At 61.1% G+C, this 25,425-nt stretch carries 19 protein-coding genes; 5 read left to right on the top strand and 14 right to left on the bottom strand.

Going from position 1 to position 25,425, the window contains the following annotated elements:
* Position 1 precedes the first annotated feature (1 nt).
* The 6 genes from IVB22_RS01510 to IVB22_RS01485 all read right to left on the bottom strand — a co-directional run bounded on the left by IVB22_RS01510 (position 2) and on the right by IVB22_RS01485 (position 4,763).
* Positions 2–1,030 carry a patatin-like phospholipase family protein gene (locus IVB22_RS01510; protein ID WP_247515567.1) on the bottom strand — a complete coding sequence of 343 codons (1,029 nt, stop codon included), beginning with the start codon at positions 1,028–1,030 and terminating at the stop codon, positions 2–4.
* Between the two features lie 39 nt (positions 1,031–1,069).
* Positions 1,070–1,303, bottom strand: coding sequence for a hypothetical protein (locus IVB22_RS01505; RefSeq protein ID WP_247515566.1), 234 nt, complete (start codon positions 1,301–1,303; stop codon positions 1,070–1,072).
* A gap of 58 nt (positions 1,304–1,361) precedes the next feature.
* Positions 1,362–1,937 (bottom strand): HdeD family acid-resistance protein, encoded by a 576-nt coding sequence (locus IVB22_RS01500; RefSeq protein ID WP_247515565.1) that lies wholly within the window; start codon positions 1,935–1,937, stop codon positions 1,362–1,364.
* Positions 1,938–2,216: 279 nt separating this feature from the next.
* Positions 2,217–3,410 carry a M20/M25/M40 family metallo-hydrolase gene (locus IVB22_RS01495; protein WP_247515564.1) on the bottom strand — a complete coding sequence of 398 codons (1,194 nt, stop codon included), beginning with the start codon at positions 3,408–3,410 and terminating at the stop codon, positions 2,217–2,219.
* Between the two features lie 128 nt (positions 3,411–3,538).
* Complete coding sequence (locus IVB22_RS01490) at positions 3,539–3,916, bottom strand: YbaN family protein (RefSeq protein WP_247515563.1); 378 nt, start codon at positions 3,914–3,916, stop codon at positions 3,539–3,541.
* A 415-nt stretch (positions 3,917–4,331) separates the two neighbouring features.
* Positions 4,332–4,763 (bottom strand): hypothetical protein, encoded by a 432-nt coding sequence (locus IVB22_RS01485; RefSeq protein WP_247515562.1) that lies wholly within the window; start codon positions 4,761–4,763, stop codon positions 4,332–4,334.
* Positions 4,764–5,040: 277 nt separating this feature from the next.
* Here IVB22_RS01485 and IVB22_RS01480 point away from each other — a divergent pair, with 277 nt between their 5' ends.
* The 3 genes from IVB22_RS01480 to IVB22_RS01470 all read left to right on the top strand — a co-directional run bounded on the left by IVB22_RS01480 (position 5,041) and on the right by IVB22_RS01470 (position 8,408).
* Complete coding sequence (locus IVB22_RS01480; RefSeq protein WP_247515561.1) at positions 5,041–5,769, top strand: DUF4908 domain-containing protein; 729 nt, start codon at positions 5,041–5,043, stop codon at positions 5,767–5,769.
* Positions 5,770–5,925: 156 nt separating this feature from the next.
* The gene (locus IVB22_RS01475) at positions 5,926–6,360 is read left to right on the top strand and encodes a hypothetical protein (protein ID WP_247515560.1); all 435 of its coding nucleotides are present in this window, start codon (positions 5,926–5,928) and stop codon (positions 6,358–6,360) included.
* A 416-nt stretch (positions 6,361–6,776) separates the two neighbouring features.
* Positions 6,777–8,408, top strand: coding sequence for a caspase family protein (locus IVB22_RS01470; protein ID WP_247515559.1), 1,632 nt, complete (start codon positions 6,777–6,779; stop codon positions 8,406–8,408).
* A 349-nt stretch (positions 8,409–8,757) separates the two neighbouring features.
* Here the strand turns inward: IVB22_RS01470 and IVB22_RS01465 are convergent, their stop codons facing one another.
* The 3 genes from IVB22_RS01465 to IVB22_RS01455 all read right to left on the bottom strand — a co-directional run bounded on the left by IVB22_RS01465 (position 8,758) and on the right by IVB22_RS01455 (position 11,338).
* Positions 8,758–9,114, bottom strand: coding sequence for a hypothetical protein (locus IVB22_RS01465; RefSeq protein ID WP_247515558.1), 357 nt, complete (start codon positions 9,112–9,114; stop codon positions 8,758–8,760).
* Positions 9,115–9,295: 181 nt separating this feature from the next.
* Complete coding sequence (locus IVB22_RS01460) at positions 9,296–10,096, bottom strand: anti-sigma factor (RefSeq protein WP_247515557.1); 801 nt, start codon at positions 10,094–10,096, stop codon at positions 9,296–9,298.
* A gap of 24 nt (positions 10,097–10,120) precedes the next feature.
* Positions 10,121–11,338 carry a sigma-70 family RNA polymerase sigma factor gene (locus tag IVB22_RS01455; RefSeq protein ID WP_247515556.1) on the bottom strand — a complete coding sequence of 406 codons (1,218 nt, stop codon included), beginning with the start codon at positions 11,336–11,338 and terminating at the stop codon, positions 10,121–10,123.
* Between the two features lie 975 nt (positions 11,339–12,313).
* On the opposite strand from IVB22_RS01455, the gene IVB22_RS01450 reads away from it, so the two are divergent.
* Complete coding sequence (locus IVB22_RS01450; RefSeq protein ID WP_247515555.1) at positions 12,314–12,532, top strand: hypothetical protein; 219 nt, start codon at positions 12,314–12,316, stop codon at positions 12,530–12,532.
* Between the two features lie 117 nt (positions 12,533–12,649).
* The gene (locus tag IVB22_RS01445) at positions 12,650–12,859 is read left to right on the top strand and encodes a hypothetical protein (RefSeq protein WP_247515554.1); all 210 of its coding nucleotides are present in this window, start codon (positions 12,650–12,652) and stop codon (positions 12,857–12,859) included.
* A gap of 85 nt (positions 12,860–12,944) precedes the next feature.
* Here IVB22_RS01445 and IVB22_RS01440 read toward each other — a convergent pair whose 3' ends face one another.
* The 5 genes from IVB22_RS01440 to IVB22_RS01420 form a co-directional block, all read right to left on the bottom strand.
* Positions 12,945–13,226 carry a hypothetical protein gene (locus tag IVB22_RS01440; protein ID WP_247515553.1) on the bottom strand — a complete coding sequence of 94 codons (282 nt, stop codon included), beginning with the start codon at positions 13,224–13,226 and terminating at the stop codon, positions 12,945–12,947.
* Positions 13,227–13,258: 32 nt separating this feature from the next.
* A complete protein-coding gene (locus IVB22_RS01435) occupies positions 13,259–14,614 on the bottom strand; it encodes an HlyD family type I secretion periplasmic adaptor subunit (RefSeq protein WP_247515552.1) in 1,356 nt (451 codons plus the stop codon).
* 21 nt (positions 14,615–14,635) lie between these two features.
* Positions 14,636–17,098 carry a cadherin-like domain-containing protein gene (locus IVB22_RS01430; RefSeq protein WP_247515551.1) on the bottom strand — a complete coding sequence of 821 codons (2,463 nt, stop codon included), beginning with the start codon at positions 17,096–17,098 and terminating at the stop codon, positions 14,636–14,638.
* Positions 17,095–18,849: a type I secretion system permease/ATPase gene (locus tag IVB22_RS01425; RefSeq protein ID WP_247515550.1), complete on the bottom strand. Its 1,755-nt coding sequence runs from the start codon at positions 18,847–18,849 to the stop codon at positions 17,095–17,097. Before IVB22_RS01425 ends, IVB22_RS01430 begins: the two co-directional genes overlap by 4 nt.
* 98 nt (positions 18,850–18,947) lie before the next feature.
* Positions 18,948–25,331 carry a peroxidase family protein gene (locus IVB22_RS01420; RefSeq protein WP_247515549.1) on the bottom strand — a complete coding sequence of 2,128 codons (6,384 nt, stop codon included), beginning with the start codon at positions 25,329–25,331 and terminating at the stop codon, positions 18,948–18,950.
* Positions 25,332–25,425: the final 94 nt, after the last annotated feature.

Raw genomic sequence — 25,425 nt, 5'->3', positions numbered from 1 at the left:
CTCAGCATTCCGCCAGCAGCGCGTCGAGATCGGTCGTGGATTGCTTGCCGATATCCTCGCCGTGGACGGTAAGGAATGCATCGGCGCTCTTGCGGCCCTCTTCTTTCAGCAGCGAGACGAACGCCCACTCGGCGTTCATCTTCGACGACGCACCGAAGTCCGCGAGCGCGTCGGTCATGATCCGGTGCGTGCGCATTCCGGCCCAGCGCGCGCCCTCGCCGTGTCCGGGGTCCGCGACCTGGCGCAGCAGCGCCATCATGCGTAATTCCTTCATCAGCGGCGAGTTGAAGGAAATCTCGTTGAGCCTGTTCAGGATCTCGTTGGCCGTGCGCGGTGGCTCCGGCCGCTCGCGTGGATTGATCTGCACCAGAATGGTGTCACACGCGTCGCTTTCGCGAATCAGCGGCGTCAGCGTCGGATTGCCGGCATAGCCGCCATCCCAATAAGATTCGCCGTCGATCTCGACCGCATGGAACATGGTCGGCAGGCAGGCCGAGGCAAGCAGGACGTCGGCAGTGATCTCCTTGTTGCGGAAGATGTGGCCGCGGCCGGTCCGCACATTGGTCGCGGTGACGAACAGCTTGATCGGTGCGCGGGCCAGCCGGTCGAAATCGATGCACTCGTCGAGGACGGAACGCAGCGGGTTGAGGCCGAGCGGGTTGAGATCATAGGGCGAAACCACGCGGGCCATCAGGTCCATGGCGACATAGGCAGGCGAGGTGTCGAGGGTCCAGCGGCCCATCAGGCGGTCAAGCGGCGAACGCTGCAGCGGGCTGAACGCCGCAGCCTGAGACACCCGCCGCCAATAGGTATCGAGCGCCGCCCGCGCGCCTTCGGCCCCGCCTTGCGTCCATCCGTCCGCCACCAGGGCCGCGTTCATCGCGCCCGCCGACGTGCCGGAGATCGCCTCGATCCGCAGCCACGGCTCCTCGATCAGCCGATCGAGCACGCCCCAGGTGAACGCGCCGTGAGAGCCGCCGCCTTGCAAGGCGAGATCCACCAGGACCGGTTCGCGCGCGGTTTTTTCCATCTTCATCCTCCTCGGCCGGAGATGAAACGACGCCTTAGGTCAGTGCGAGCCCACAATGCTTCGTCTCGATCCTTCGTAGGATCGACGCAGCAGCGCATACAGGCTGCCGCCCGTCGCCGCGCCAAGGAGGTAGGCGATAGCGACCAGCAGTGCGAGCGGCACACGGGCATTGAAGCCGAGAAAGGTCATGGTGACGATCTCGAAGTTCTGCACTGCGAAGATGACCGTCGCGGCGGCGAACAGAATGATGACGGCGAGGTAGATCCAGCGCATGGGCGCCTCCTTTTCGTCGATCGAGAGACTGCGCCGCGCGCAGTCCGCCAAGCATACCTCAGCGAGCGCGGCGCAAGCCGAGGCCTACTCCGATCCAGCCTGCGCCGGCCATGATGAGATCGATGCCGAGGAACAGGCCGAGGATATAGAGGCTCGAGACCGGCCAGCGCACAAGGATCAACACGCCGAGCAGCAGCGTGATCACGCCTGATAGCGCCACCCAGATCCACGGCGTTTCCCGCTTCATGCTGAAGGCCAGGAAGATCCGCATGATGCCCGAGGCCACCAGCGATGCGCCGAGAATGAGGGTCAGCAGCACGGCCGCGAGCAGCGGATTCTGGAACGTGACGAAGCCGGCAATGACATAGAGCACACCGAGCAGGACCCAGAGCAGGAACTTGCCCCAGGTCTTGATCTGGAAGGCGCTGATTACTTCGGCGACGCCGGCGATGATCATCATCACGCCGACGACGAGGACGCTCGCGACAGTGGCCATCGCAACGCTGCCAAGCGCGATGAATCCGGCGACGAGATAGACGACGCCGAGTGCAACGATCCAGCCCCACTTGGCGCGTAGCGGCGCCGTATCCGAGCCGACCTGGGGATCTCTCATCGTGTCTGAAGTATTGGTCATGACGGTCCTCCAATGCGGAAACCTATCCGACGTTCGTCTGCAAGAGACGGTAGATGAGCGGGATAAGGATATCGAAAAAGTGGTGTCGGCTACAATCGTAATTGTTGCCATTTTTGGCTTTTGTGACCTCGTCACGAGGTGGCACTTGCTGACGATTTTAACGAGCGATTCGCGCTCTCGCCGGGGTTGTCATGCCATTGTCATGCCATTTGCTGCCGCCCTAAGCACCAGGCAGCCTGTTGCGGCGCTCTCGATGGGTCGGGAGCTGAACCACGATGCTCATCGCATCGTCGCGAGTTGGACTGCGAGAGCACAGGCCCGGTCGTACTCGTCGAGATTGATCCATTCGTCGATCGTGTGCGGCTCGTTCTGCCCCGCGCCGAAGGTCACCGTCGGAACGCCGTGGCGGACCATCCAGTTTGCATCTAACCCGCCACTCGCGGAGCGGATGTTCGGTGTTGCGCCGATGCCGGACACTGCCGCGACCGCGCGTTTGACCACGGGCAGGCTCTCCTTCATGCGGAACGGATAATAGTCGGTCTCGGCCTTGAACTTGACGCGGCCCGACTTGCCACCGCTGTTCTTCACGCGCTTTGCGGCCTTCTCGAACGCCGTCTTGTAGGCCTTCGTAATCTCCTTGAAGAACTTGCTGTCGTGGCTGCGGCTTTCGCCGCGCACGTGCACATAGTCGGTGACAACATTGGTGGCGTCCCCGGCCGGCCGGCCGTCGCCGCCGGTGACCGGGCCGACATTGCTCGTACCCTGCCGCTTGCGCTTCACCACCTTGCCGAACCAGCCACCAGCCTTCACATCGGCGAGCGCCAGCGCCAGGATCATGGTCGAACTGATCCCGCGCTCGGGTGCGACACCCGCGTGCGAGGCACGGCCGAAAATCTCGACCTGCCAGCGATCCGCGCCAACGGCGCCGATCGTGACATTGGAGGCAGAGCCGCCGTCGTAGTTGAAGGCCATGGCAGGCGAGCCGAGGTCGGCGGTCCTGACGTGTCGCGCCCCCCAAAGCCCGCTCTCCTCGCGCACGCAGAACAGAAGCGTGATCGGCGGATGATCGAGCTTCTGTTTCGCAAGCTCGGCCGCCAGCGTGACAAGAACGCCACAGCCGGCGCGGTTGTCGCCGCCGAGCGCGGTCTTCGCCTCATTGACGATCTTGCGCCCCGTTAGCTTCGGCTTCGCTCCGGCGCACAGCGGCACGGTGTCCATGTGGGTCATGAACATGATCCGCGGCTGATTGTGCATTGCGCCTCGGCCGGGCAGATCGACAATGAGATTGCCGGTCTCTGTCGGCACGGGAATGCGTGTGTTGGCGTCGTCGAGGCGGATCGCGGTCGCCGGCACGCCACTTTCCTGCAGCGCCGCGCTGATCTCGCGTCCTATCGCTGCCTCCTTTCCGGTCACTCCCTCGACAGCGAGGAAGCGCATGAGACGATCGGTGGCTGTTTTGACGTCGACGGGCATGACGATCCCTTGATGTGACCAGCGGAGCTTGTAAGCATCGTTCGAGACGCGTTACTTCGCAAGACTCATAAGAGTCGGGCTGTTTGGCTTGCCGAGCCGTAGCTCGCGGCCGAAAGGCATCTGCAGCACTAGATGGAGGTATCCTGATCGACGATCGCCGGACGCGATACGACGTAGGCAGCACAGGCCAGGAACAGCACCGCCACACCCACAGCAAGCGGCATTGACGGATTGACGCTATACCAGAATACGACGAACCCGATCGCCATCCCCGCGCAAGCCATGGCCTTGGCCGAACGCGGGATAGCCCGGGCGGCGCGCCAATCCCGCAGCGGTTTGCCAAATGTCGGATGATCGAGCAGCCATGCCTCCAGCCGGGGCGAGGACCGCGCGAAACACGCCACTGCCGCGATCAGGAAAACCACTCCCGGCATCAGCGGCATCACCAAGCCGATCACACCGAGCGCGACCATCACCCAACCCAAACAGAAGTAGATGATCCGCATCAGACCTGCCGCCTGTCTGCCTCTTCAAGCAAGGGTCGCTCGCTCCCGGCTGACGCCATGCCTGGCATCTGCTCCTTCACGGCACGAAATGAAATGGAATGGGTGAAGCGAATCGAACTCGTATTCAGCTTGGAAGTCTCCGGAATTTCGCAATGTTTTCAAGAGCTGCTCCGACATTTCGCAGCTTTTTGGGCGATTGAGATCACTATGGAGTTTCTCTTTGTCGGAATGGCGACTACCATCTAAGCGTTCCTCCCTTGCTGCTCGACTCTGTTAGATCACGAGCCGAACCGGGGCAACCGATCAGCACAAATCTTGACATATCGCTCTACCGAGCCGGTTAGTCGTCATGGGCGGCACGGGAGGGAGTTGCCCGCAGCGGGGCCGAGCCAGGCCCCGAACCACTCCAGGATGCTCACAAATTGTTCTGCAAATATTCGAACACGTAGTCGACGTCGTTGCTCGAATTGAAATTGACCTCGTAGTCGATCGTGCCATCCTTGAGCACAACCGTGCGCTGCGGTCCAAAACTGCAAGTCAGGCTTTTGATCTTCTGTTTGACGGCTTCCTTGCCGGCCTGGGAGTCACAGACGCGCCGCATCGCCTCGAGAGCTACGCCGCAGTAACCGTAGGCGCTGTAGGTCTTCCGCTCTTCCGGCGCCGGCGGCTTCAACCAGTCAAACTTTGCCGTGAGACTGTTGCCGCACCGCTCATTGGTGGTGGTAACTTCTCCCGCGAGATACTTTTCTTGGTCCGCGAAATACTCCTTGTCCTTGAGCGATTGCGCAAGCGCGACCGAGGAGAAGATCGAGAGCGCGACGACGGCGACACCGGCACGGATATTCATAGCGGATAACTCCAATTTAGATGTTCATGCGCGCATCCCCTGCGGGCACGGCGTCCGGCCACTGCGGCGGACTTAGGGATAGACGGACAGTGGCGGTGATTTTCCCGCGTCATCGCAGCACCGAGCGGTGCATCTTGATTGAAACATTCTGAATAATGAATGCGCCGCGTTCAACATGGGTGTCGGCCGCAAAAACTCCGCATTTGCTTCTCACTTCTCCCTGCGCTCATCAGCGATACCGCATCCCGCGGATTATCGTGATGCTGTGAGGCCTACCATGTCCGGACGTTTCCGAATGATCGCCGTCGGCGCCGCCCTCACCTTGATCATCGGCCATGGCGCCCTCGCCGCGGAAAGCGACCCGCGGCTTCGCATCGGGCATTACAGCACCGGCAGCGGATTGATCGGCTTTGTGATCGACCGCCTGGGAACGCCGATCAAGCTGCGCTTCGACGGCTCCGACGAAATCCTGGCCCTGACCGCCGAGCAGGCCGCATACAATTCGATGACGCTCAAGCGCGACGACGGCGTCTCGGTTCTTCGGATCTACGAAACGGGTCGCATCCTGGTATTCAGCGACAAATTGTCGGGCGGTTCGGCTGACGCGTATCGTGACCAGGAAGCCGAGCCACTCGTCGTCAAGAAGGCAACGAAAGAGCAGGCCGAGACCGAGGCTGAGTCTCTCGGGCGCAGGCTCAGGCGCACGGGCGCCCCGGCGCTCGCGATCTCGCTCGACGCGCCGCGCCTTTCCACTGACGCCGCTGCATGGTCCGCGATGGCGGATGCAATCGCCGTCACCGGAGCAACCCTGGCTGAGATGCTTACCTCACCGATCGCGCGCGAGATCATCGCGGCGAAACTGCGACGCGTCGTCATCCGCGACGCCGACCGGGTCGACGTCAGGCTGGCGGACGACACCCTGATCGTAGAGGTCGAAGCCAGGGAAGCGATCACAGGCCGGCCGTCCTCGGCGCGCCTCAAGTCTGCGATCGGTGATCTCCTGTAGCTGGATCTTTACCTGGGGCGCGAATTTACATCAGCCGGCGCGGAGAAAAATGCTCACCGGTCCGTCTCTCTATCTTGATGTGGTGGCGACGGCCTCGGGCCGTCTCGAAATGTCACCGCAATATGGTGCACTGTTGTCAAGAAAGAGAGGAATCCAATGTCGGGTCTTATAACTGGGCTGATTTTGCTCGCGCTCGGGGCCCTGGCGGCCGCTTCGAGCATCGTTGCGAGGCGTCCGGACGCGAAGGCGTATATCGAACTGATGGTACCTTACCAGGGATGGTTCGGATTCATAACCTGCCTGTGGGGCGCCTGGACCATCATCAATGCGATCATCAACCTGAACTGGTTCGGCTACGTGCCGGTTTGGTGGCTGACCTACCTCGCGACCGGCGTGCTAATTGCATCGCTCGGCCTGCTGCTCGGATATGCGTTGCTGACGAAGTTCATTTTCAGCCACAGCGCTCAAGCGGCGCAACGCGGCGAGCAGATTCGCGCTGCCATTGTCCCCTATCAGACCGTGCTCGGTTATGCCGCGATTGTTCTCGGCCTATGGACGATCGTCGCCACGTTTCTCTATCGTATCGCCTAGAGCATGATCCGAAAGATCATGCCCTCGGGTCACGATCCGATCGGGGGGCATCGATTTTCCGAAAAGAACATGCTCAACGACAAGCTGAAGCGCGATGACGATTCATCTCGAACTCATCGCGCCCCAGCAGGTTGCTGAAAACTCATCTTTGCCTACTGCTGGGGCGTCTGGATCGTCATCAGCGTGATCATCAGCAATCTGGACTATTTTCATTACTTGCTGGCCCGCTCATCGTCGGCTGCGCGCCCATGATGAAGTTCGCAGCCAGCCTGCCGACCCACAGCATGCACATCATCCGGCCACAGAGCTGACAAACAATGAGTTGACGGATAATGGCGCTCAACCGCCGAACAGTTTTGGCCGACCGGATGAGACAGCCGCTCCATGAGCCCGCTAGAGCATCGACGAGAGCATCCATGTTGAAAACAAACTCGTGCCTCGCGATCCTCGCGCTGAGTGTCGCGATAGGCTTCGCCACGACCGCACGCGCGGAGAAGCGCGTCGCCCTGCTGGTCGGCAATAACGCCTATGAGAACGTTCCACGGCTGCAGACCGCCGTCAACGACGCGCGCGCGGTCGGCACCGCCCTGCGCCGGCTCGGCTTCTCGGTGATGGTCGTCGAGAACCAGCCGCGCCGTGCCATGAGCGAGGCCATGCTCGCTTTCGACAAAATGATCGAGCCGGGCGACATCGCGCTGTTCTTCTTCGCTGGACACGGCTTCGAGATCCGCGGCCAGAACTACCTGTTGCCGACAGACATCCCGGAGGTCCGCGAAGGACAGGAAGAGCTGATCCGCGATTCCGCGTTTCCAGCCGACCGGATCATCGACCGGCTGCAGGCGCGCGGCGCCCGCACCGCGGTGCTCATGCTCGACGCCTGCCGTAACAATCCGTTCGAACGGCCGGGCGGGCGCGGGCTCAAGGGCCGCGGCGGGCTCGCCGCAATGACGCCTGCCGAGGGCGTATTCATCATGTTCTCCGCTGGCGCCAAGCAGACCGCGCTCGACCGGCTGTCCAGCACCGAGCGCGCTTCGAACTCCGTGTTCACGCGAAACCTCGTCCGCCGGCTGGCGGAGCCTGACCTGACGCTGGTGCAAATTGCCAAGCGCTTGCAAATCGAGGTTCGGCAGTTGGCGGCGAGCGTCGGCCTCGAGCAAACGCCGGCCTACTACGACCAGGTCGTCGGCGAGATCGTGCTCAACTCAAGCGGACGCACCACGCCCGCCGACCCGCCGCCACCACAAACCGCGGCCCTGCTCTCCGACGTCGACAAGCGCGCCGCCGAGGCCGTGCCGGCTGCTTCGACCGATCCTGTGATCGCCGAGCTCGACGCGCTGGCGGCCGCGAAGAGCTGGAGCGAGCTGCGCGGCCACCTGGCAACGGTGAGGCCGACGGCGCGCGACGCACACTGGGCTTCGTTGGCCGAACAAGCCGCGATCGGCGAATTAACTCCACTTGCAACGTCGCCGCATCCGTTTGGCGATCGGCTTGCGGCACTCGAGCGCTATGCCACGACCTTTCCGATCCTGAACGACAACTCGAAATTCCTGGCCCTGCGCGCGTCGATCGGCCTGTCCGCGTTCGGCGACTGCCTTGAGCAGGCTTACGGGACAGTCATCGCCGATTGCCGCCGCGGACTGGAGAGCTTCGTGCGCACAACGCCCAAGAGCGTCGGTACGGCGCGCGCCGAACTCGCGCGTGACGCCGCCCGTCTCGTCGGACGCAAGCTCAACCGCTCGGCCGCTGCGCCATTTTTCGCCATCGCGATCGAGGCGCCGCCCGAAACGAATGCGGCAGTCTGTACCGATCCAGATCTCACGGACGCCGTCATTGCCGCACTCAGCCGGCCTCCCGACTGGGATGAAGCCAAGGCGTCGAAGGCGCTCACCGAAGCCTGCTGGAGCACACTCGGCCCTGCGGTAGTGGCCCAGGTCGCGCGCGAGACTGGCGGCAGCTACTACCTTGGCAATGCCTGCCCGACACTGCTGCGGCGCGACGCTTTAACGGGACTGCGCGAGGCTCGCTGCCGGGAGATTAAATCGCGATAGGCGAGATAGTTACATCGCTTTCGAGACCCCCACGACAAGCAGCAGTCTCATCTTGAACCCAGAGCGCGATGAGTTCAGGAAAAATCGTCATCGGCGCTGTATTGTTTGAGCATGATCCTTTCGGAAAACCAGATCATGCTCTGGCTCATTGCTTGAGCATGATCTCCGCGCAAAACGCGTCGCCTTTGTTAGGCTCAAGGGAAAACCGCTGTTCCACCATCGGCCTGAGGGCATGTTTCTCTAGATCACGCTCTGGCGGGGTGGACTCCAGGTTCTTCGCCTGGACGCGCCGTACTCAGAAGGCTGGGGCGCAGATGAGCACCCCAGCCTTCCTGCCCGCGCGGCTACATCAGAACGAGCAGCCCAAGCTTTGCAGCGAGGCCTTGATCGCGTCCATCGTCTGCTTACACGTCCCTTCCATGGTTGACTTCGCTGATGGATCCTTGGCCATATCAAGCCACACCTTGCGCGTCTGGTCGAGCTGCGCCTTGTAGGTCGCACGCTGCGCCTCCGGAAGCTTCGACGTAACGCAACTATCATATTTCTTCAGAAAGTCGTCGCAAGCGACGATACCGGTGCTCTGCGCACGTGCAGGCCCGGCTACGGCAATCGCGAACAAAGCGGTAGCCGCCAAATGCAGGAGAAGTAACGCTCTGCCCATGCTCAAGCGTGATCCGATCGCAGCCTTCGTCGTTGTATAACGCATTATCTCTTGCTCCTTTGCAGCGTGAGAGTTTGGATGGCAACATTGGAGCAGACGGACAGGCTCTCACTTTTGGTCTGTCGCCAGCCATCGCGATGTCTGGTTAGGCCCGTCCTCGTGACAGAACACAACGCACCTCCCGCAACCGAGATGTGACCCGGACGACTTAAGCGTCGAGTTTAGGTCAGTTCTGTCCTGCGGAGGCGGGGCGCTCATGCTTACGCCCCCCTGCCGGCCTTGGGCCGCATGGATCGTTGTCATCGGTGGGCGCCGCCTTGCCTGGATGTTCGGCCACCTCCGCGGTCGCCCCCGGTCCAGTACCGCGATTGCTTCCCATGTTGTCGGGTGTCGATTTCCTGGCTTGTTCGTTCGCGTCACTGCACGAGTGAGCATCTTTCTTCGTCGTTGGACTGGACGGGGTCGCCACGATTCCGCGGCCGATCGCATCACCTGCGTCGTCCTGCTTGACCTCGATGCCTGCGCCGTCCCCAACCATCTTCACAACGGTCGGGATCGCGATCACAGCCAGGACGGCGAGAGCGAAGCCGGACCACGCAATCGAACGCCGGTACCGAGCAACTGGACTGCCCCCCATTGCTGAAACCTGCGGTCGGCTCTGTTCCGACGCAGCAAGAACGCCAGCCGCCCGCACCACCAAACCCGCTGGGGCCGTCGCAGGTTCTGCGTGGATTTCGTCCAGCAATGCCGCCGCGGAAGTCAACTCCGCGCGGGCCACCGGGTCGTTCGCAAGTCTCGCGGCGACAGCTTCCCACTCTGCGCGCGGCAGGGAACAGTCGAGAAACGCAGCGATCTGAGCGTTGTCGATCTCGCCCCATTGACCTGCTGCAAGGGAACCCTGCTCCAAACCCTCGGAAATGGTCCGCGACAGTTGCGCGCGAAGCAACTCATAGGTTTGTAGCCGGTCGGAGCGGTCATCGTCCTCGGCGAGCACAGGCGCCGGTTCCTGACTAGGGCGTTCGATCATCGGGCAGAAATCCAATACCCATGTTCAGACGGACATATCGGAATTCTTTTCCAATTGCACCGTAATTTCTTTCAACCATTTCTGGGTTCGCTGCTTCAAACGATAGACTTCCTCGACCGCGCAACCCATCAGCCTCGCGATGTCACGTGCTGGCAACGACTCAGTGGCCGAAAATACAATCTGAAGGTACAACCGTTCATCGGCGGGAAGCTTTTCCGCAGCCGTATTGATGGCAGCGACGAGAGCTGCGCGGTGCTTTTCCTCCTCAAAGAGCAGCAAACGGTCCTCGGGCGTCGGCGACGAATCCGCGATCGAAATACCTCCACCCTCGCCAAGCAGCACGTCGAGCGAGACGGCCTCGTTGGCGGGGGGCGTGCGTTCCAGCCTCGCCATGCCGGCAACACGTGCGACCGACTCGGTGACGTCAGCAGCTGTCGGATCTTGCGCCAGCCTGCCGCGCAGTGCAGCAACGAGGCGATTGGTGTCCAGCGGACAACCCTCCCACACCACGGCTGCATAAATCGCCTGGTCGAGCGGCGTCGAACGAGAAATCGCCACCGGCATACGCCGTCGAGGCGCCTCACGCCGCACGAGATCGATCAAGATGCGATCGACCACGGTCAGAATAAAGCCAGTGAAGCTGCCGCGGCCTCCGTATAAGCGGATACGACGGAAATCATTCTCGATCAGCTTGAGGCATACTTCTTGATACGTATCCTCGCGTCCAGCTCGACCAAGGTTGCGCGGCAATTGTCTGGCGATCCGGCTGCGAATGTCGGTCTCGAAGTAACGCGAGAATCTCTCCCACGCCTCGTGCGGCGCTTTACTGAATTGTCCCGCCAGCTCGTCGGCGAGAACATCACGGGCGACAAGCGACAAATACGTCGCAAGCCGGGCGCGCCCGTCGAACCCCCGCAGCCGGGCATAATCGTCAGCCTTCAGTGATGCGACGATGTGAAGGAACGCAGCCTCCGCGTCCGCTCCTTCGCCTACCAGCTTCACGACGATCGACCACAGAGTCGTCGAGACGTGTTCGAGAAATCTGCTCGCCGCCCCAGCGTCACCGGAGAGGGCAGCATTGACGAGCGCGCGCTCAAAGTTGCCGCTCTGCGGTGGCACAATCTGCATCTCAGAGGAGACTGGCCGTTCGGCGACCGCATTCGCACGGTCGGCATCGTTGTCTTGCGGCTTGGCCTTTTTCGGGACCAACAGATTCTGGACCAACAGGCTGCGCGACCACATGACTTCTCCCCTGACAAACAGCCGACCCACCGAATGACAGTTGAACAGCCAGAGACTACGGCCTTCCCAAGTTGGCCTCTTTTGTCGCCAAATAACTGGTTCTTGTCGATAAACAACTGGTATCCCAATCTGGCGAGATTATGAATTGCAACAATGCAGCAAGCGCTAAAATTGCATAATGAATGCGTTGCTCGATCCTAAAGCGCGCGCTCCGCTTGCTGTGCAAGCGACGTCTGTTCGTCGTGCCTGCCCCGACATGGCAGTGAATTGTCACAACTACGCCAACCTTTGCGCCCGCAAATACCACAAGCCACATTTGCGTCGATCGCCGAGTCCACGCACCCATTGAAACTGCATGGTTATCGCCGGCGGCGTCAGCTGCGATGGGCGCGCGAGATCAGCACCACGTTTCCAGGGCTCGATACAAACAGGATTTAACCTGATAATCGCCACCCATGATTGCGCCATTGGGCTGGTGTGGCCGAGGCCGCACAGTCAGCAAAAATTCACAATCGTCCGACTGCACATTGCCTCGCCGGGCATGTGTTTCGAACCGGCGGCGTCCTTTTGAGACCGCGATAGAAAAAGAAGCCCGCCGGGTTGAGTCGGCGGGCTTCCTACGCGATTACTCCCGCTGGACCTTAGCGGCGATCTGCGATTGCTGGTGATCCTAATCCCGGGAAGTTAAGGAGCGACTGGCCAGTGCGCTCGCGCGATCCAATAGTGGCTCAGGGCTATTCCATCCCCTCAAGCTCAGGAACATCCCATAGCGAAACCGCCAGGATAATAAGCGATGGAGTCCACGCGAGCATAGCGCCTAATGCGACCGCTTGCAGAGTGGTCATGGATTACTCCGTGCTTCTTCACCCCACACGGGAGTAAACTAATCTGGCCAGAGTTGCTTCCCCGAGCGGTTGGGCGGCGATCTGAACGGCTTCCCGTTGGAGCCACGGCTGCTCTTCATGCCATAGCCCCATGCCGCCGATCCTGCGTTCCGATCTGCTCAAGCAACCCGTCGTGATCGCCGATGCCGGTATCTTCCGGCTCGCGGTCGGAGTCGTCCACCTCACCATCGACTGCGGGTTTGCGTGGAATCGCCTGATCGAGATTCCCGCCCCCGCTGCTGGCACCATGCTGCAGTGCCGCTGGATAGACTCCCGGACTGGGATTGGTACGATGTCCTTGCGCATTTGAAGTGCACGCGGTGCGGCTCGGTTAACTGGGTCGATCCGCGTCCGAATTGGACTGAAGTAATTATCAAAGGGGCATTTGTTCGCCCGAGTTTATCATTTGCTTATCGAGCTTTGTCGCATGTCTATTTCTGACGAACTGGCCAAACTCATTCCTATTGGCGAAGAAAACGCGGTATCTGGCCTGTTGCTTTGGAAGCAACTGAAGATGTGGTCGCCGGCGAGTATTAAACACAATTTGAGGCTGATGGCTCGGGAGGGCTTGATCGAACGCAAGCAAGTTCGGCTCGACGGGCACGAGACGAATTTGTATTTCAGGTCCCGCAGTTGATTCAGCACAAGCCCCGAGGCAAAGGCTGACTCAAGAGGGACCAATGACCGTGTAGGTATTCTCGGGGGTCAGACCTGCACATTGCTCATGGAAAGAAAAGATCATCATCCGACGGGACTGCAAAGATCTCTCCTCCAAAGCGCCTTGCGAACTCGGCCGCATTCTTCGGATCTCGGAAGCGGAAGAGAATGCAGTCTCGCCGGTCGATTTCTCGGAAACACCCAATGCGAAACTCTTCGCCGTGCTCGAGACAGAACTGGACCATCGCATCGAGTTCGCTACCAAAGCCTCGTTCGGGCACATTCAGCTGGACGAAATGCGGATAGACTGTGATCGCTGAGGGTCTTCCTCCATTTAAGCCGGGCATGGCTAGCGCCCTCTCGCTACTGGTCAATGCTCTCAGCGCTCGCGGAAGGCGCGATTCATCTGATCGGTGAAGGGTTTCGACAGATAGGAGGCGACCGTTCTTTCCTGGGTCGAAACAAACACCTCTGCCGGCATTCCCGGTACCAGTTTCATTCCACTCAGTTGAACGACGGTTTCCTCGGTCGGGAGCAGATTGACGTATGCAATGTAGTGCTCCTGGCCGTTGGTGGGATCACGCGCCGAGGCTGGCGAAACCAGAGTGACCTTGCCCTTCATCTCGGGTGTCGTGGTGCGGTTAAAGGCGGTGAGACGAATTCGGGCGGGCTGCCCTTCCCTTACCTGGTCGATGTCGGCGGGTGAGATCTTGATCTCGAACTTGAGTTCTGCGTTTTGGGGAACGATCGTGGCAATCTTCGCTGCAGGCGTAATGACGCCGCCCACCGTATGAACAAACAGTTCGTTGACGTAGCCCGAAACAGGAGCCCGTATTTCAGTGCGGGAAAGACGGTCCTCAATAGCCAGTTTGCGTTCGTTCAATTCGGAAATGCGGGCGTCCACTGTCCGGAGGTCGCGCTGCGCCTCGGTGCTGGCGTTCTGGTCTATGGCAATGATCTGGACCCTGATTTCGGTGGCGCGGACCTTGGCGCGGGCAATGCCGGCCGATATTTCGCCCCGCTCTCCGAGTATTCGCGCCCAATCACGGTGCGCGGAGTAGACGCGGGTGTATTCCACGATCTTTTTCTCGAAGAGAGCGTCCAGCTTGTCGCGCTCGGCACCCACCAATTTGATCTCTTGCTCTTTGGCAGCGAGCCGCGCTTCCATTCCTCTGATCTCCTCCCGGGTCTGGTTGATGCTAAGCTCGAGCTGCTCCTTCTGGCTGTCCCTGCCCAACTTGTTGCCCGCAAACAAACGGCTCTCGCCGTGGATCACAGCGTCAGCAGTGCTCGATAATCGAAAAAGGTCGGCCGGAAATTCAATTGAGCGAAGGTTGTCGCGTTCCGCAATCAGGCGCGCCTGGCGGCCCATGGCCTCGCCCAGTTGGGAGCGCACGATGAGAAGCTCTGCCCTGATCTGAACGTCGTCCAACGTCGCCAGCACCTGCCCTTCCTTAACGAGATCGCCCTGCCGAACCGCAAGCGTTTTTACGATGCCTCCGTCCCTGTGCTGGACCTCTTTCAGGTTTTGATCGACCTTCACGGTACCGGCGGCCACTATTGCGCCTTCCAGCCTTGCGATCGCCGCCCATCCGCCGCAGCCGATCACCAACAGACCCACGAGCGCGAGACCACCCAATACCCTTGGCCAAACGCGAAAGGCCCGTTCCGTGCCGCGAGCGATCGGGGATGGCAATGCGTCCGAGGTGAACGATTTCGAATCGTAATGTTTCATGGGCTGGTTTCCTCGATTGCCTTAACCGACGGCGACGGTGAACTGAAGGTGATGATGTCCGACAAGTTCAATGGTGAAGAACTCATCCGTGCCGGGCCGATCGTGTACGTCCACCAACGTCAACTGGTTGCTGTCATCTTCCTCGAATCGGAAACGAACCGGGCGATTGTCGCCGCCTGCCGACAGATAGACGTCGCTGAACATGTCAGAGATCGGGTTTGCCGCGCCGTCTTCCTGGAGGTAGCTGATCTCGTAGGTCGCAGCGACGATCCGATCGCCGACCGTGAAGTCGGTGATCTTGCGGACCGTCATCGCCTGCTGATCACCCTCAGGCCTTTGGAATTCGAACGTGTCTGCGCCGTCACCGCCCGTCATCGCGACCGAGGTTGATCCGGAGATGAGATGGTCATCGCCGGATCCGGTAATAACCTCGTCAAAGGCAGCAATCAGGTCGTGACCAATATCGACGCCGTCGGCCGTGCCGCTTCCGACATTGACCGTAATGCTGAAGGTTGCGGTCGAGTAGTCCAGCCGGTCCTGCCCGGCGCCTCCGTCATAGGAATCGTTAGCCGCGTCCGCCGCAGCCACGACATGATCATCGCCGCCGCCGCCGCTGACCGTGTCAGATCCCGCGCCATCCGAAATGGTGTCGTTGCCATCACCAGCTGTTATCGAGACCGAGGTTGATCCGGCGACGAGTTGGTCATCGCCAGATCCGGTAATGACTTTCTCGAATGATGCAACCAAGTCGTGACCAATATCGAGACCATCGGCCGTGCCACTTCCAAGGTCGACCGTGATGCTAAGCGTCGCGGTCGAATAATCCAATTCGTCCTGCCCGGCACCTCCGTTATAGGAATCGTTAGCCGCGTCCGCCGCAGCCAGGACATGATCGTCGCCACCGCCGCCGCTGACCATGTCACTTCCCACGCCATCCGAAATGACGTCATTTCCGGCTCCGCCCTCGATCGTGTCATTACCGGCACCCCCGGTCATCGAGACCGGCGTTGACCCCGCGCTTATGCGATCGTCCCCGCTTCCGCCGGCGACTTCCTCGAAGCTAGCGATCCGATCGTGGCCGATCTCCGCACCGTGTGCGGTTCCGTTCCCGAGGTCGGCCGTGACACCCAAGGCGGTCGCGGAGTAGTCCAGAGTGTCGCGTCCGGCGCCCCCGTCGTAGCTATCGTTAGCCGCGTCTGTTGCAGCTATTACATGGTCGGTGCCAGCCCCGCCTTGAACCGTGTCCCGGCCCGCCCCGTCCGACAATATGTCGTTCCCCGCGCCGCCCGAGATGAAATCGTCGCCATCCTCCCCCATAATCTTGTCGTCGCCGTCTTCGCCAAACAAACGGTCATTGCCGGATCCACCGTAAGCAACGTCGTTTCCTGGACCCGCGAACACCGCGTCGTTCCCTGCTCCAGCGTAGACAATGTCATTGCCGGCCCCCGCAGTGATGTAGTCGTCGCCGGATCCGCCCATGATGGTATCGTTGCCTTGGCGGGCGTAGATGGTGTCGCTGCCCGCACCGCCGTCGATCGTATCGGCCTCCTGCGTGCCGAGAAGACTGTCATCCGCGGCGGTCCCAATGATTGACGGCGCATCGAGCACGCTGAAACGGGCTGTCTGCACGACGGATGCAGCGCCGTCGGTGATCGTGTAGGTCAACGTGACGTCGCCAACCATGCCCTCGTCGACCACGAACATCCAGCCACCTTGTTCGGTCTCTGTAAGCGTGCCGGAGGTCGATGAAATGTTTACTATGCTCAGCGGGTTGCCATCCGGATCAGTGGCGCCTCCCAGCAGGGTTAGCATGGAAATCATCAATACCTGGTTGCCGACCAGGTCCTGCAGGTGGACCGGACCGATGGTGCGCGGCGCTCGGTTATGAAGGGGATCCAGAGATGTATCGGGCGCACGTGACTTGCGTTGCTTGTCATCTTCTCCGCCACCGCCACCGCCACCGCCGCCGCCACCACCGTCTTTGCCGTCTCCGTCGTCACCGGAATTTGCTCGGGCGGGCGGGTTCTCGCCAGCCCGAACCGCATTTCCGACCGGGCCGGTCGCGACAGGAACCGAAAACAGAGGCGCCGGTTCAAGGGGCGGAGAACCACTCACCGGAAATGCCCCAGCTTCCTGCGGCAGAGCCATCCGGATCGGGACGACGTTGCCAGAAAACTTGACGACGGGGTCCGCTGCGGTGGTCGCCTCCCCGTCAGCTACAGCTTCTTCAATGAAGGCGCTGACTTCACCGTCCATTTTTGACTCAGTCTGGTCGGCATCGTCATTACCCTTGTTGCTCGGCTGCGGTTTTTGTTCTTCCGCATTGACCGGAAGAAAACTTTTGAGATACGCGGCACAGCCGGTCAAGAACAACAGAAAAGCGAGCGGTACGATCCTTCTCTTTTCTTGCTCGGGCTCAGCGTAGTCGTCACGCTTCGGTTGCGACTGCTGTGATGCTGGCTTGAATGCTTTGACGCCGATCATGCTGGCCTCCTCACCTGCGTTCGGAGTTCTTCGGGAACCGGTCTCGCCGTCGGTTGGAGCCCCCCCGGCGTCATGATGTCCTGCTTTTTGCCGAACGAAGTGATGCGACCGTTCTGCACAATGGCAATGAGATCCACGGCGACCAGCGCACTGGGACGATGTGCAATGACGATCGTGATCCCGCCACGCGCGCTGATGCTCGCGATCGCTCGGGTGAGAGCTTCCTCTCCTTCGCCATCAAGGTTCGAATTCGGTTCGTCCATGACGACGACGAATGGATTGCCGTAAAGCGCACGGGCCAGCGCCACGCGCTGCCGCTGACCTGCCGACAAGGCTGTACCCTGCGGGCCGAGCTGCGTTCGGTATCCTTCCGGCATTTTCAGGATCATGTCGTGCACGCCTGCCGCCTTGGCCGCTTCGATAACCTTTAGGGAATCCGGCTGAGGCTCGAACCGGCAGATGTTGTCTTCGATCGTCGCATCCATCAGGCTGACTTCCTGCGGAAGGTAGCCGATATGCTGTCCGATCTCCTCCTCGCGCCATTGTGTCAGATCAGCGCCGTCCAGCCGGACGCTGCCGCGCAGCACCGGCCAGATGCCAGTGAGCGCGCGCACCATCGTGGTCTTTCCGCCGGCGCTGGGTCCAATGATGCCGAGCGCCTGGCCAGCCTCGAGCTCGAAGGCGACATCGCTCAGGATGATCTGTCCCGAACCAGGCACGGCGACCGTGATCTTCTCCACGCTGAGACGTTGGCGTGGCACCGGCAGCTTCATCGGCTCGTCAGCAGCGGCTAGTGCCACGACCGTGTCGCGAAGCCGCTGGTAGGCCATCCTCGCCGCGACGAAGGGCTTCCAGTTTCCGATCGCCTGGTCCACCGGCGCCAGGGCACGCGCCGATGCCACCGAGCATGCGATGATGGCTCCGGCGGTGAGCTCGCCCTTGATTGTAAGATAGGCACCGAGGCCAAGCACCGCTGATTGCAGCAGCATCCGCAGCACGCGCGACACCGCGGCAAAGGTGCCAGTGATGTCGTTCGCCTTGGTCTGAAGCTTCAGATGTTCGCTGTTGGCGTCGTTGAAGCGCCTCACGGCACGGCCCGCAAAGCCCATGGCCTTGAGGATGTCAGCACTGCGCGCGTTGCTGTCGGCAATGGTGTTGCGCGCCATCGCCGCCTTCCGGGTGGAAACGCTGAGACGCTTCGTCATGATTTCGCTAACGACGGTCAGAACCGTAAGCACGAACGCACCGCCGAACGTCAAGGCACCCAGAGCCGGATGCAGAAAGTAGATAAATGCCAGATAGATTGGCATCCATGGCAGATCGAACAAAGCTGCCGGTCCCTGGCTACCGAGGAAGCCGCGAACCGTATCGACGTCTCGTCCGCGTTCGAGGGCTTCAGACGTCGAGAAACCGAAACGCGGCATGTCGATTGCCACTCGATGCGCCAGCGGCGCCACCTTTTGATCCAGCCGAGCGCCTACACGCACCAGTACCTGGGAGCGAATGACGTCGAAGCAGCCCTGGAAGAGATACAGGCCGATGACCAGGCTCGAAAGGACGAGAAGCGTTGGAATGCTGCCGCTGGTCAGCGCCCGGTCGTAGATCTGCATCATGTACAATGATCCGGTCAACGCCAGCACGTTGATCACTCCGGAAATCAAGCACAGGAAGAGCACAATGCCACGGAATCCGCGCGTCAGCTCGGCAAGGTTACGGCGCTTCGCCGGAGTTAGCTCTTTTGAATTGGCCATGTGATGCGCTCAGTTCGTAAATGATGATTGAAACCCGGAAAGACGAGAACGCACGGGAAGCAGAATTCGCATCTGCTTCCCGTCTCGTTGTTGGAGCTTCACAGACCGAGGTTGGCGTTGGTCAGGTCATGATGACCCGCGATCTCGATCTTGAAGTCAGCATCGGCGCCATCGACGTTGCCTTGAATGACGGTGAAGTCGCCGTCGGCCCGAGTTTCGTGGCTTACCCCGAGCTGGCCCGCCGCAGTGGCTGCGCCGTTCACGAGCGTGAAGCTCTGGCTTCCTCCTGTGCCGGTATCGGCATCAATACCGCTCAGATCGAGCCGATCGCCAGGTTCGAACCCGAGGATGGTATCGCCGTTGGCCGCCGCGGCCGTCTGGAACTTGAACGTATCGTTCCCTTCGCCGCCGTCCATCACGTTGACCGCGTTGCTCGCCGTGATGATGTCGTTGCCTGAGCCAGTGCGAACGTTCTCGATGTTGCTAAACCGTTCGGCAACCGTCGGGCTTCCGATATCGCGGATTTCCCCGAGCTCCAGGTTCACTTCAAGGCCGTTGGCGAACCTATACTCAAGGGTGTCGGATCCCTCGCCGCCGTCAACCCGGTCTTTGCCATATCCGGCATTGATCCAGTCATCGCCGGCGCCGCCGAAGATGTCATCGTTGCCATCCCCGCCTTCGAGCCGGTTGGCGACGTCGCTGCCGGTTATGACGTCGTCCCCTGCGCCGCCGATGAAGTTCTCGATGCTGGTGAAATGCTCGACAGCCACTGGGTTTCCGATATCGCCGAGTTCTCCGGTCTGCAGGTTCACCCACAAGCCGTTAGCAAAGGAGTAGTCGAGCGTGTCGGACCCCTCGCCGCCGTTGTACTCGTCGACACCAAATCCGGCCTTGATGACATCATCGCCGGCGCCGCCATTGATGATGTCATTCCCCATGCCGCCGTTCAGATGGTCGTCACCGTCAGTCCCGTCGACCACGTCGTTCCCGTTGTTCGCGTTGATCACATCCTGCGGACGCAGCGCTCCGATGATCGTGTCGTTACCGCCGTTGAAGCTGAAGTTGATACGGTGCTGTGAAGTCAACCCGGAGATGTCCACCGAGTCGTCACCCACACCGCCTTCAACGGTGATGGTGTTGAAGTCGAGGCTGGTGCCGGTGAAGTTGCCGATGACGACAATGGTGTCGCCATCGCTGACGCCGCCGTCGGGTTGAGTGGGATTGTTGTTGTTGTTGGCGGTCGAGCTTAGTGCGTTGACGTTGATCTCTTCAATATTGTCGAGTTCGGCAATGATCGAAGCGTTGTTGGTGCCATTGCGGGTAATCACGATCTCCGTAGTCGCGTTGAGCCCCGTCATTCCAGCCAGTATTGCTTCCGCCCGGGTGTAGATCCGGAAGGTTTCAGCACCAGCCACGCCGTTGAGTTGGTAGGTGTCGGTTCCGTCGCCGCCGTCAATCAAGTCGCGGCCATCGGCGCCGCCCTGGACGATTTGATCGCCCCCGGCACCACCGAACACGATGTCGTTTCCGGCACCGCCATTCATCACGTTGTTGTCGCTGTCGAGGCTGAACAAAGCCTGCGAACCTCCCCCGCCAGTGATGTTGGTGTTGGTGTTCGCTATCACCGCATAGTTGTTCACGCCGTTAAAGCGGAGTGTTTCGATTCCGCTCAATGTATCGGTGCCTTCTGCACCGGTCGTGTCGGTGACGACAATGTTGGTTCCGGCGACATTGAAGCTGAAGTTGGCGAGGGGTCCAACAAAGTTTGCAACGTCGGTTCCGGCACCGCCGGCCACGAGGTCGTTGCCTGCGCCGCCGGTGATCGTATCGTTGCCGCCGGAGCCGGCAAGGTCATCATTGCCGGCATTGCCGTTGAGCGTATCGTTACCTCCGATAAAGAATGGGGAAACGCCGACGGCGATATCATCGCCGGCCGTTCCGTTGAAGGTATTGTTCAGCAGCGGAATGCCATTCCAGTCGACACCCACGGGACCGGTCGGTGTCGCAAAAACGGTTTCCGCCGTGCCGCCACCGTCAGTGAAGCTGACCACCACCCGAAGCTGGAGGCCAGCCTGATCACCGAACGAAGTCAACGCGTTATTGTCGGGGGTGAACGTCGCGGCAGTAGCCCCGGCAATGTTCGTCCACGTGGCACCATCGGGCGACGTCTGCCACTGATAGCTGAACGCTCCAAGACCGTTGGCATCGGCGATAGAAGCCGTGTTCAACGTGAGCGTCTGGCCCTCGGTCGGAGTAAGATCACTGATCACCGGCGCGCCCGTGGGCGGCACGTTGATGCCGATCTCCATATTCGAGAACCGCAAACGCTCGATATTCCAGAGCGTATCCGTACCGTCCGACTCCAGCCCGTCCGATACCGTCACGTGCGTGACCGTAACGCTTCCATTGGCGTTCGGAGTGATCGTGTAGTTGGCGCGAATGTCCGAAAAAACAGCTATATCGGTATCGCCCGCGCCATTGGCAGTCTTGATCGTACGCACGATCCCAAGCTGGCCGGGATTGATGAGGCCCGAGAACATGCTGGAGGCAAGGTTGGCCATGCTGTTGTGAACCGACAGCGGCGTACCCGTGTGCCCGGTATCGCTAGCGGCGAACACGCCGATCTGGACGTCGAGCCACTTGTCGCCGTCGATGATGTCGTCACCCATGCGACCGGTGATGAGATCGTTGCCGTCGCCGCCAAGGATGATGTCACCGGCGGTGAAGGACGTGACGCCGGTTCCAAGCAACGCCTGCAGCCCGCTCACGTGGGCGATGCCCTCGCCGTCGAGGGCGCTGCCGAGAAAGCCGGTCGTCCCCCCCGCACTTAGCGGGCCACGGTCCGCCGCCACGTCGTTGGTACCAGCCAGCACGTCGTTGAAGGCGGATCCCGACAGCCCCTCCATGGACTCGAACTCATCGAGCGAGGCGTTCTGCGGCAGAACTGGCGCCTCGTCAAAGATGATTGGGATCGACAGGTCGGCATTCACGCCAAACGTGTTGTCCTTGTAAGTCGCCCAGTCGAACCCGGACATGCCCACCATCTTGCCGCGGCCGGCGCTGCCGACCATGATGTCGTCGCCGCCCTCGCCGATAAACTCGTCGAAGCCGCCGTCGCCAAGAAACACGTCATGACCGTCGATACCGTCCTGGGCGAATATTTCGTCGAAGTTGTCGCCCGGGGCGCCGTCGAAAGTACCGGTCTCGATCCAGTCATTACCCTCGTTGCCAAGGATGCGCTCGGCATTCTTGTTGCCATAGATGAAGTCGTTGCCTTCGCCGGCGAAGACTTCCGAGCCCTCGTCGGTTCCGAGGAAGATGAAGTCCTGCCCCGCCCCGCCCATAACCAGGTCGAGACCCGGCCCGGCATGGACGACGTCGTTGCCAGAGCCGGCCTTGATGTTGTCGTCGCCGCCGGCATCGACGATGATGTCGTCGCCGTCGCCGCCGTTGAGGATATCGTTGCCAAAACCGCCGTCGAGGTAGTCGTTGCCGCCATCGCCATAGAGCGTGTCGTCGCCAATGCCGCTGATGAGGGTGTCTTCACCTGAAGGATTGAACGCGCCGACCGGCCCCGGATCGGTGCCGCCCAGCACGACGTGATCCCCGCCAGTGTAGCGCAGATATCCCGTGTCAGGCCCGGCCGTTGACGGGTCGTTGCGGATAACGAGCTGCGTCAAGATGCCGGTGCCGACCGGATCGGTGCTCTCGAGCGCACCGTCGCCATCGAGGTCGTTGAACTGCCTGGTCTGATCCACCTCGAGGATGAGGCCGGGGGTTGAGAACACGTCGGACGGCAGGTGCGTCGCGTCCGTGTTCCGCATCATCATGGCAGCGAAGGAGTTGTTCTCCATTTCGCCGAACAGATGCAGTCCATCGAGCCGCTGCAGGTAGTAGAAGCGGTCGCCGCTCTGCAGCATTTCCATCTGCACTTCGAACACGAAGTTGAACGTCGAGCCGAGCATGCCGCCGAACGGCATGATCTCTTCGGCCAGGCCGCCGATCCAGAGATCGACGTTGTTGAGGCCGCCCAGCGTGCTGCCAAGCACGGTAGCTGCGTAGTCGCCGGTGGCGTTGAGGAAGGCTTCTGCGTCATCCGGAACCGTAAGGCCTCCAACCGAAACGCCAGTTATGATGGTCAACGCAGCGTCACGCTTGCCTTCGATCGTGGTTTGGCCGGTGATCAGTGTGTGCGTACCGTAGGCGGCGATGAAGTTGATGATCGACGCTTCATGCTTGAGATGGCTCGCGAAATCCACCCAGCTCGTATAGGGCTTGAGCAGGACGTTCTGATTGCTCGCCTCGTAGAACTCCGCGCGGGCAGCATTCAGCGAGGGCACGCCGGTATCACGGCCGCGCGCCAGGTTGATGGTCGCGAGGTCGAGCGGAAGGCCGAGCAGGTTGTTGCGCAGGGCGCTGGTTACGAACTCGTCGATCTCGTTGCCGACCTGGCGGGTCATGCCACGGATGATGGCTGCTGCGGCGACTTCGTCGTTGATCACCCCGTCCACGCCGTTGAACGCCGTCGGATTGAGGAAGCCGGCGATCAGGCTGATATCATCGGCCACGAAGTTCGGGTCGAATCGGTCGATCGATTCGGTCAGCATCGAGTGCCCGAAGCGATAGACCACGTGCGCGAACTCGGCCACGATCGACGGGTCGAGCGTCGTGTCGAACCCATCCGGCACCAGGAACGTGTTGATCGTGGGCTGCACCTTACGGGCAAACTCTTCGAACACGAGGTGCTGGTACTGCATCTCGGTGCCGAACTTAGCGGCCTGGAACAGACGCTCGCCGTTCCACGAACCATCCGGGAGCTGCCATTCCGCGATGAAGGCCGCATCGCCGGTCGCGAGAACCACCGCCTTCGTATGCTCGACCAACCGGTTGTGCTCGGCATGGAACACGTGGTGGACCGCGGTCAAGCCGATGTTCTCGTTGACGCGGCCATCGCCGGCGATGAAGTGCGCATCGAGCAGCTCGTTGTCGTATTCGGTATCGCCGTTGCCCGGATTTCCCAGGCCGATGGTGATGTCGCCATCGGCGATCTTGCCAACCGGCACGGCATCGTGGGCAATGTCCGCCAGGAAGGCGTGACCGGTGCGAAGCGCAAGAGCGGTCGTCGGATTGACCGGGGCACCGGGGGTGCCCGACACGACGACGTCATCGGCGGTGTTCGGGATTCCGTCCCCGCCGATGCCCGTGATGATCTGTGGGAAGCCGGCCGCGTTGGGAATGAAGTTGCCGTAGGCGTCGGTCCTGAGCAGGGGAACGCTTCCGACGTCGAAGTCGGTCAGGTCGATCCCCAGAATGGTCCGGGCTTGCTCCTTGACCTCGCCCCAGGTCGCCATGCCGCCGTTCTCGCCTTCGATGAGCCGGCCTGTCGCTCGCGGCTCGAAAATGCCGGGCTCGACCTCGACGAGTTCGTACTGCCGCAGGAACACCTGGTGCGAGGCATGCGACGTGTAGGTCTGGTTCTGATCGACAAAGGAGGTCGTGGTGTTCACCGGCCTGACATCGTCCGGCGTGCCCATGATTCCGTCTGTTCCGGCGCTAACGGTTGCGCGGGTCAGCACCATGAAGTTCGTGTGGCTGCCCTCGACATAGAGCGGATCGTCCGGCTGCAGCGGGACGAACACCGTGCCGCTGCCGCCCTTGTTGACCAGGTCGAGGCCGTGATCGAAGAACTGCCCGAACAGTGTGAACCACGAATTGAACGACGCCGACAGGCCTTCATCGGGCGCGACGTTCGGCAGATGGACATTGTCGCCGTCCATGGTCACGCCGAAAGGCTCGAGTGCTGTGTCGCGCACGACACGGGCCCCCTCCAGGGTCGTCACGGCCGCTTCATGGACATCCGTGGCCGCAACCAGGGCAGCAGCCGCTGCGTCGATTTCTGACTGGTCCGCAGGTGGGTCCTGCACGGCCAGTGCGTCCACGAGCGTCTGCGCGTTCTGCATCACCACCCGCGCCTGGTACTCGGCATCGAAGGCCGGCTTGAACGTCTGGTAGATGGCAGTGATGGCAGCGAGATCGGCCATCTGGGTCTCAGAACCCGCACGCTGCAGTGCCGTCAGGATGGCTGCGGGATTGCCCAGCGTCTGGTCGACCAAAAGGTTCGAGATGGTGCGCAGGCTCGAGTCGAAGACGAGCGAGTTGGGATTGTTCGAGGGATTGTAGTTGGGCGCTGTTGGCATTGCCGGAGCCGGCCCCCCGGGGCCGTCGGGATCGAACACCGTGCCGTCTGCCGGCCTGTAGGCCGGATCGAGCAGCTCCGGGAACTGCCTGTCCGCGGCGCCCCATTGCTCCTGGCCCGGCAGCAGGTGGTTATAGGTACCGTCGACGGTGCGTAGGCCCCAGGCGAGGTTGTAGGCGGGAATCAGGCCGCCCGGTCCATACAGCGGTTGTCCGGCGGCGTGCGCCTCAGAAATCTCAATCTGCTTCAGAATGAATTCCAGATCGCTTTTGATATAGACAACCATGACACCCTCACCCGTTGTTGGACCAGACCGCTAAGGCGGCCAGGTTGTTGAAGTTAAAATCGATCATGAATCTGGTGCGCGGATCTGCACCGAC

The organism is Bradyrhizobium sp. 190 (assembly GCF_023073415.1).
Taxonomy (GTDB): Bacteria; Pseudomonadota; Alphaproteobacteria; order Rhizobiales; family Xanthobacteraceae; genus Bradyrhizobium.
This window is presented reverse-complemented; position numbering and strand designations above follow the sequence as displayed.

Excerpts from the sequence above, each read along its gene's own strand:
- IVB22_RS01425 (WP_247515550.1), bottom strand. The coding sequence starts at position 18,849 with ATGGCCAATTCAAAAGAGCTAACTCCGGCGAAGCGCCGTAACCTTGCC.
- IVB22_RS01435 (WP_247515552.1), bottom strand. The coding sequence starts at position 14,614 with ATGAAACATTACGATTCGAAATCGTTCACCTCGGACGCATTGCCATCC.
- IVB22_RS01430 (WP_247515551.1), bottom strand. The coding sequence starts at position 17,098 with ATGATCGGCGTCAAAGCATTCAAGCCAGCATCACAGCAGTCGCAACCG.
- IVB22_RS01460 (WP_247515557.1), bottom strand. The coding sequence starts at position 10,096 with ATGATCGAACGCCCTAGTCAGGAACCGGCGCCTGTGCTCGCCGAGGAC.
- IVB22_RS01450 (WP_247515555.1), top strand. The coding sequence starts at position 12,314 with ATGCCGCCGATCCTGCGTTCCGATCTGCTCAAGCAACCCGTCGTGATC.
- IVB22_RS01505 (WP_247515566.1), bottom strand. The coding sequence starts at position 1,303 with ATGCGCTGGATCTACCTCGCCGTCATCATTCTGTTCGCCGCCGCGACG.
- IVB22_RS01500 (WP_247515565.1), bottom strand. The coding sequence starts at position 1,937 with ATGACCAATACTTCAGACACGATGAGAGATCCCCAGGTCGGCTCGGAT.
- IVB22_RS01440 (WP_247515553.1), bottom strand. The coding sequence starts at position 13,226 with ATGCCCGGCTTAAATGGAGGAAGACCCTCAGCGATCACAGTCTATCCG.
- IVB22_RS01470 (WP_247515559.1), top strand. The coding sequence starts at position 6,777 with ATGTTGAAAACAAACTCGTGCCTCGCGATCCTCGCGCTGAGTGTCGCG.
- IVB22_RS01465 (WP_247515558.1), bottom strand. The coding sequence starts at position 9,114 with ATGCGTTATACAACGACGAAGGCTGCGATCGGATCACGCTTGAGCATG.
- IVB22_RS01490 (WP_247515563.1), bottom strand. The coding sequence starts at position 3,916 with ATGCGGATCATCTACTTCTGTTTGGGTTGGGTGATGGTCGCGCTCGGT.
- IVB22_RS01485 (WP_247515562.1), bottom strand. The coding sequence starts at position 4,763 with ATGAATATCCGTGCCGGTGTCGCCGTCGTCGCGCTCTCGATCTTCTCC.
- IVB22_RS01420 (WP_247515549.1), bottom strand. The coding sequence starts at position 25,331 with ATGGTTGTCTATATCAAAAGCGATCTGGAATTCATTCTGAAGCAGATT.
- IVB22_RS01510 (WP_247515567.1), bottom strand. The coding sequence starts at position 1,030 with ATGGAAAAAACCGCGCGCGAACCGGTCCTGGTGGATCTCGCCTTGCAA.
- IVB22_RS01445 (WP_247515554.1), top strand. The coding sequence starts at position 12,650 with ATGTCTATTTCTGACGAACTGGCCAAACTCATTCCTATTGGCGAAGAA.
- IVB22_RS01495 (WP_247515564.1), bottom strand. The coding sequence starts at position 3,410 with ATGCCCGTCGACGTCAAAACAGCCACCGATCGTCTCATGCGCTTCCTC.
- IVB22_RS01480 (WP_247515561.1), top strand. The coding sequence starts at position 5,041 with ATGTCCGGACGTTTCCGAATGATCGCCGTCGGCGCCGCCCTCACCTTG.
- IVB22_RS01455 (WP_247515556.1), bottom strand. The coding sequence starts at position 11,338 with ATGTGGTCGCGCAGCCTGTTGGTCCAGAATCTGTTGGTCCCGAAAAAG.
- IVB22_RS01475 (WP_247515560.1), top strand. The coding sequence starts at position 5,926 with ATGTCGGGTCTTATAACTGGGCTGATTTTGCTCGCGCTCGGGGCCCTG.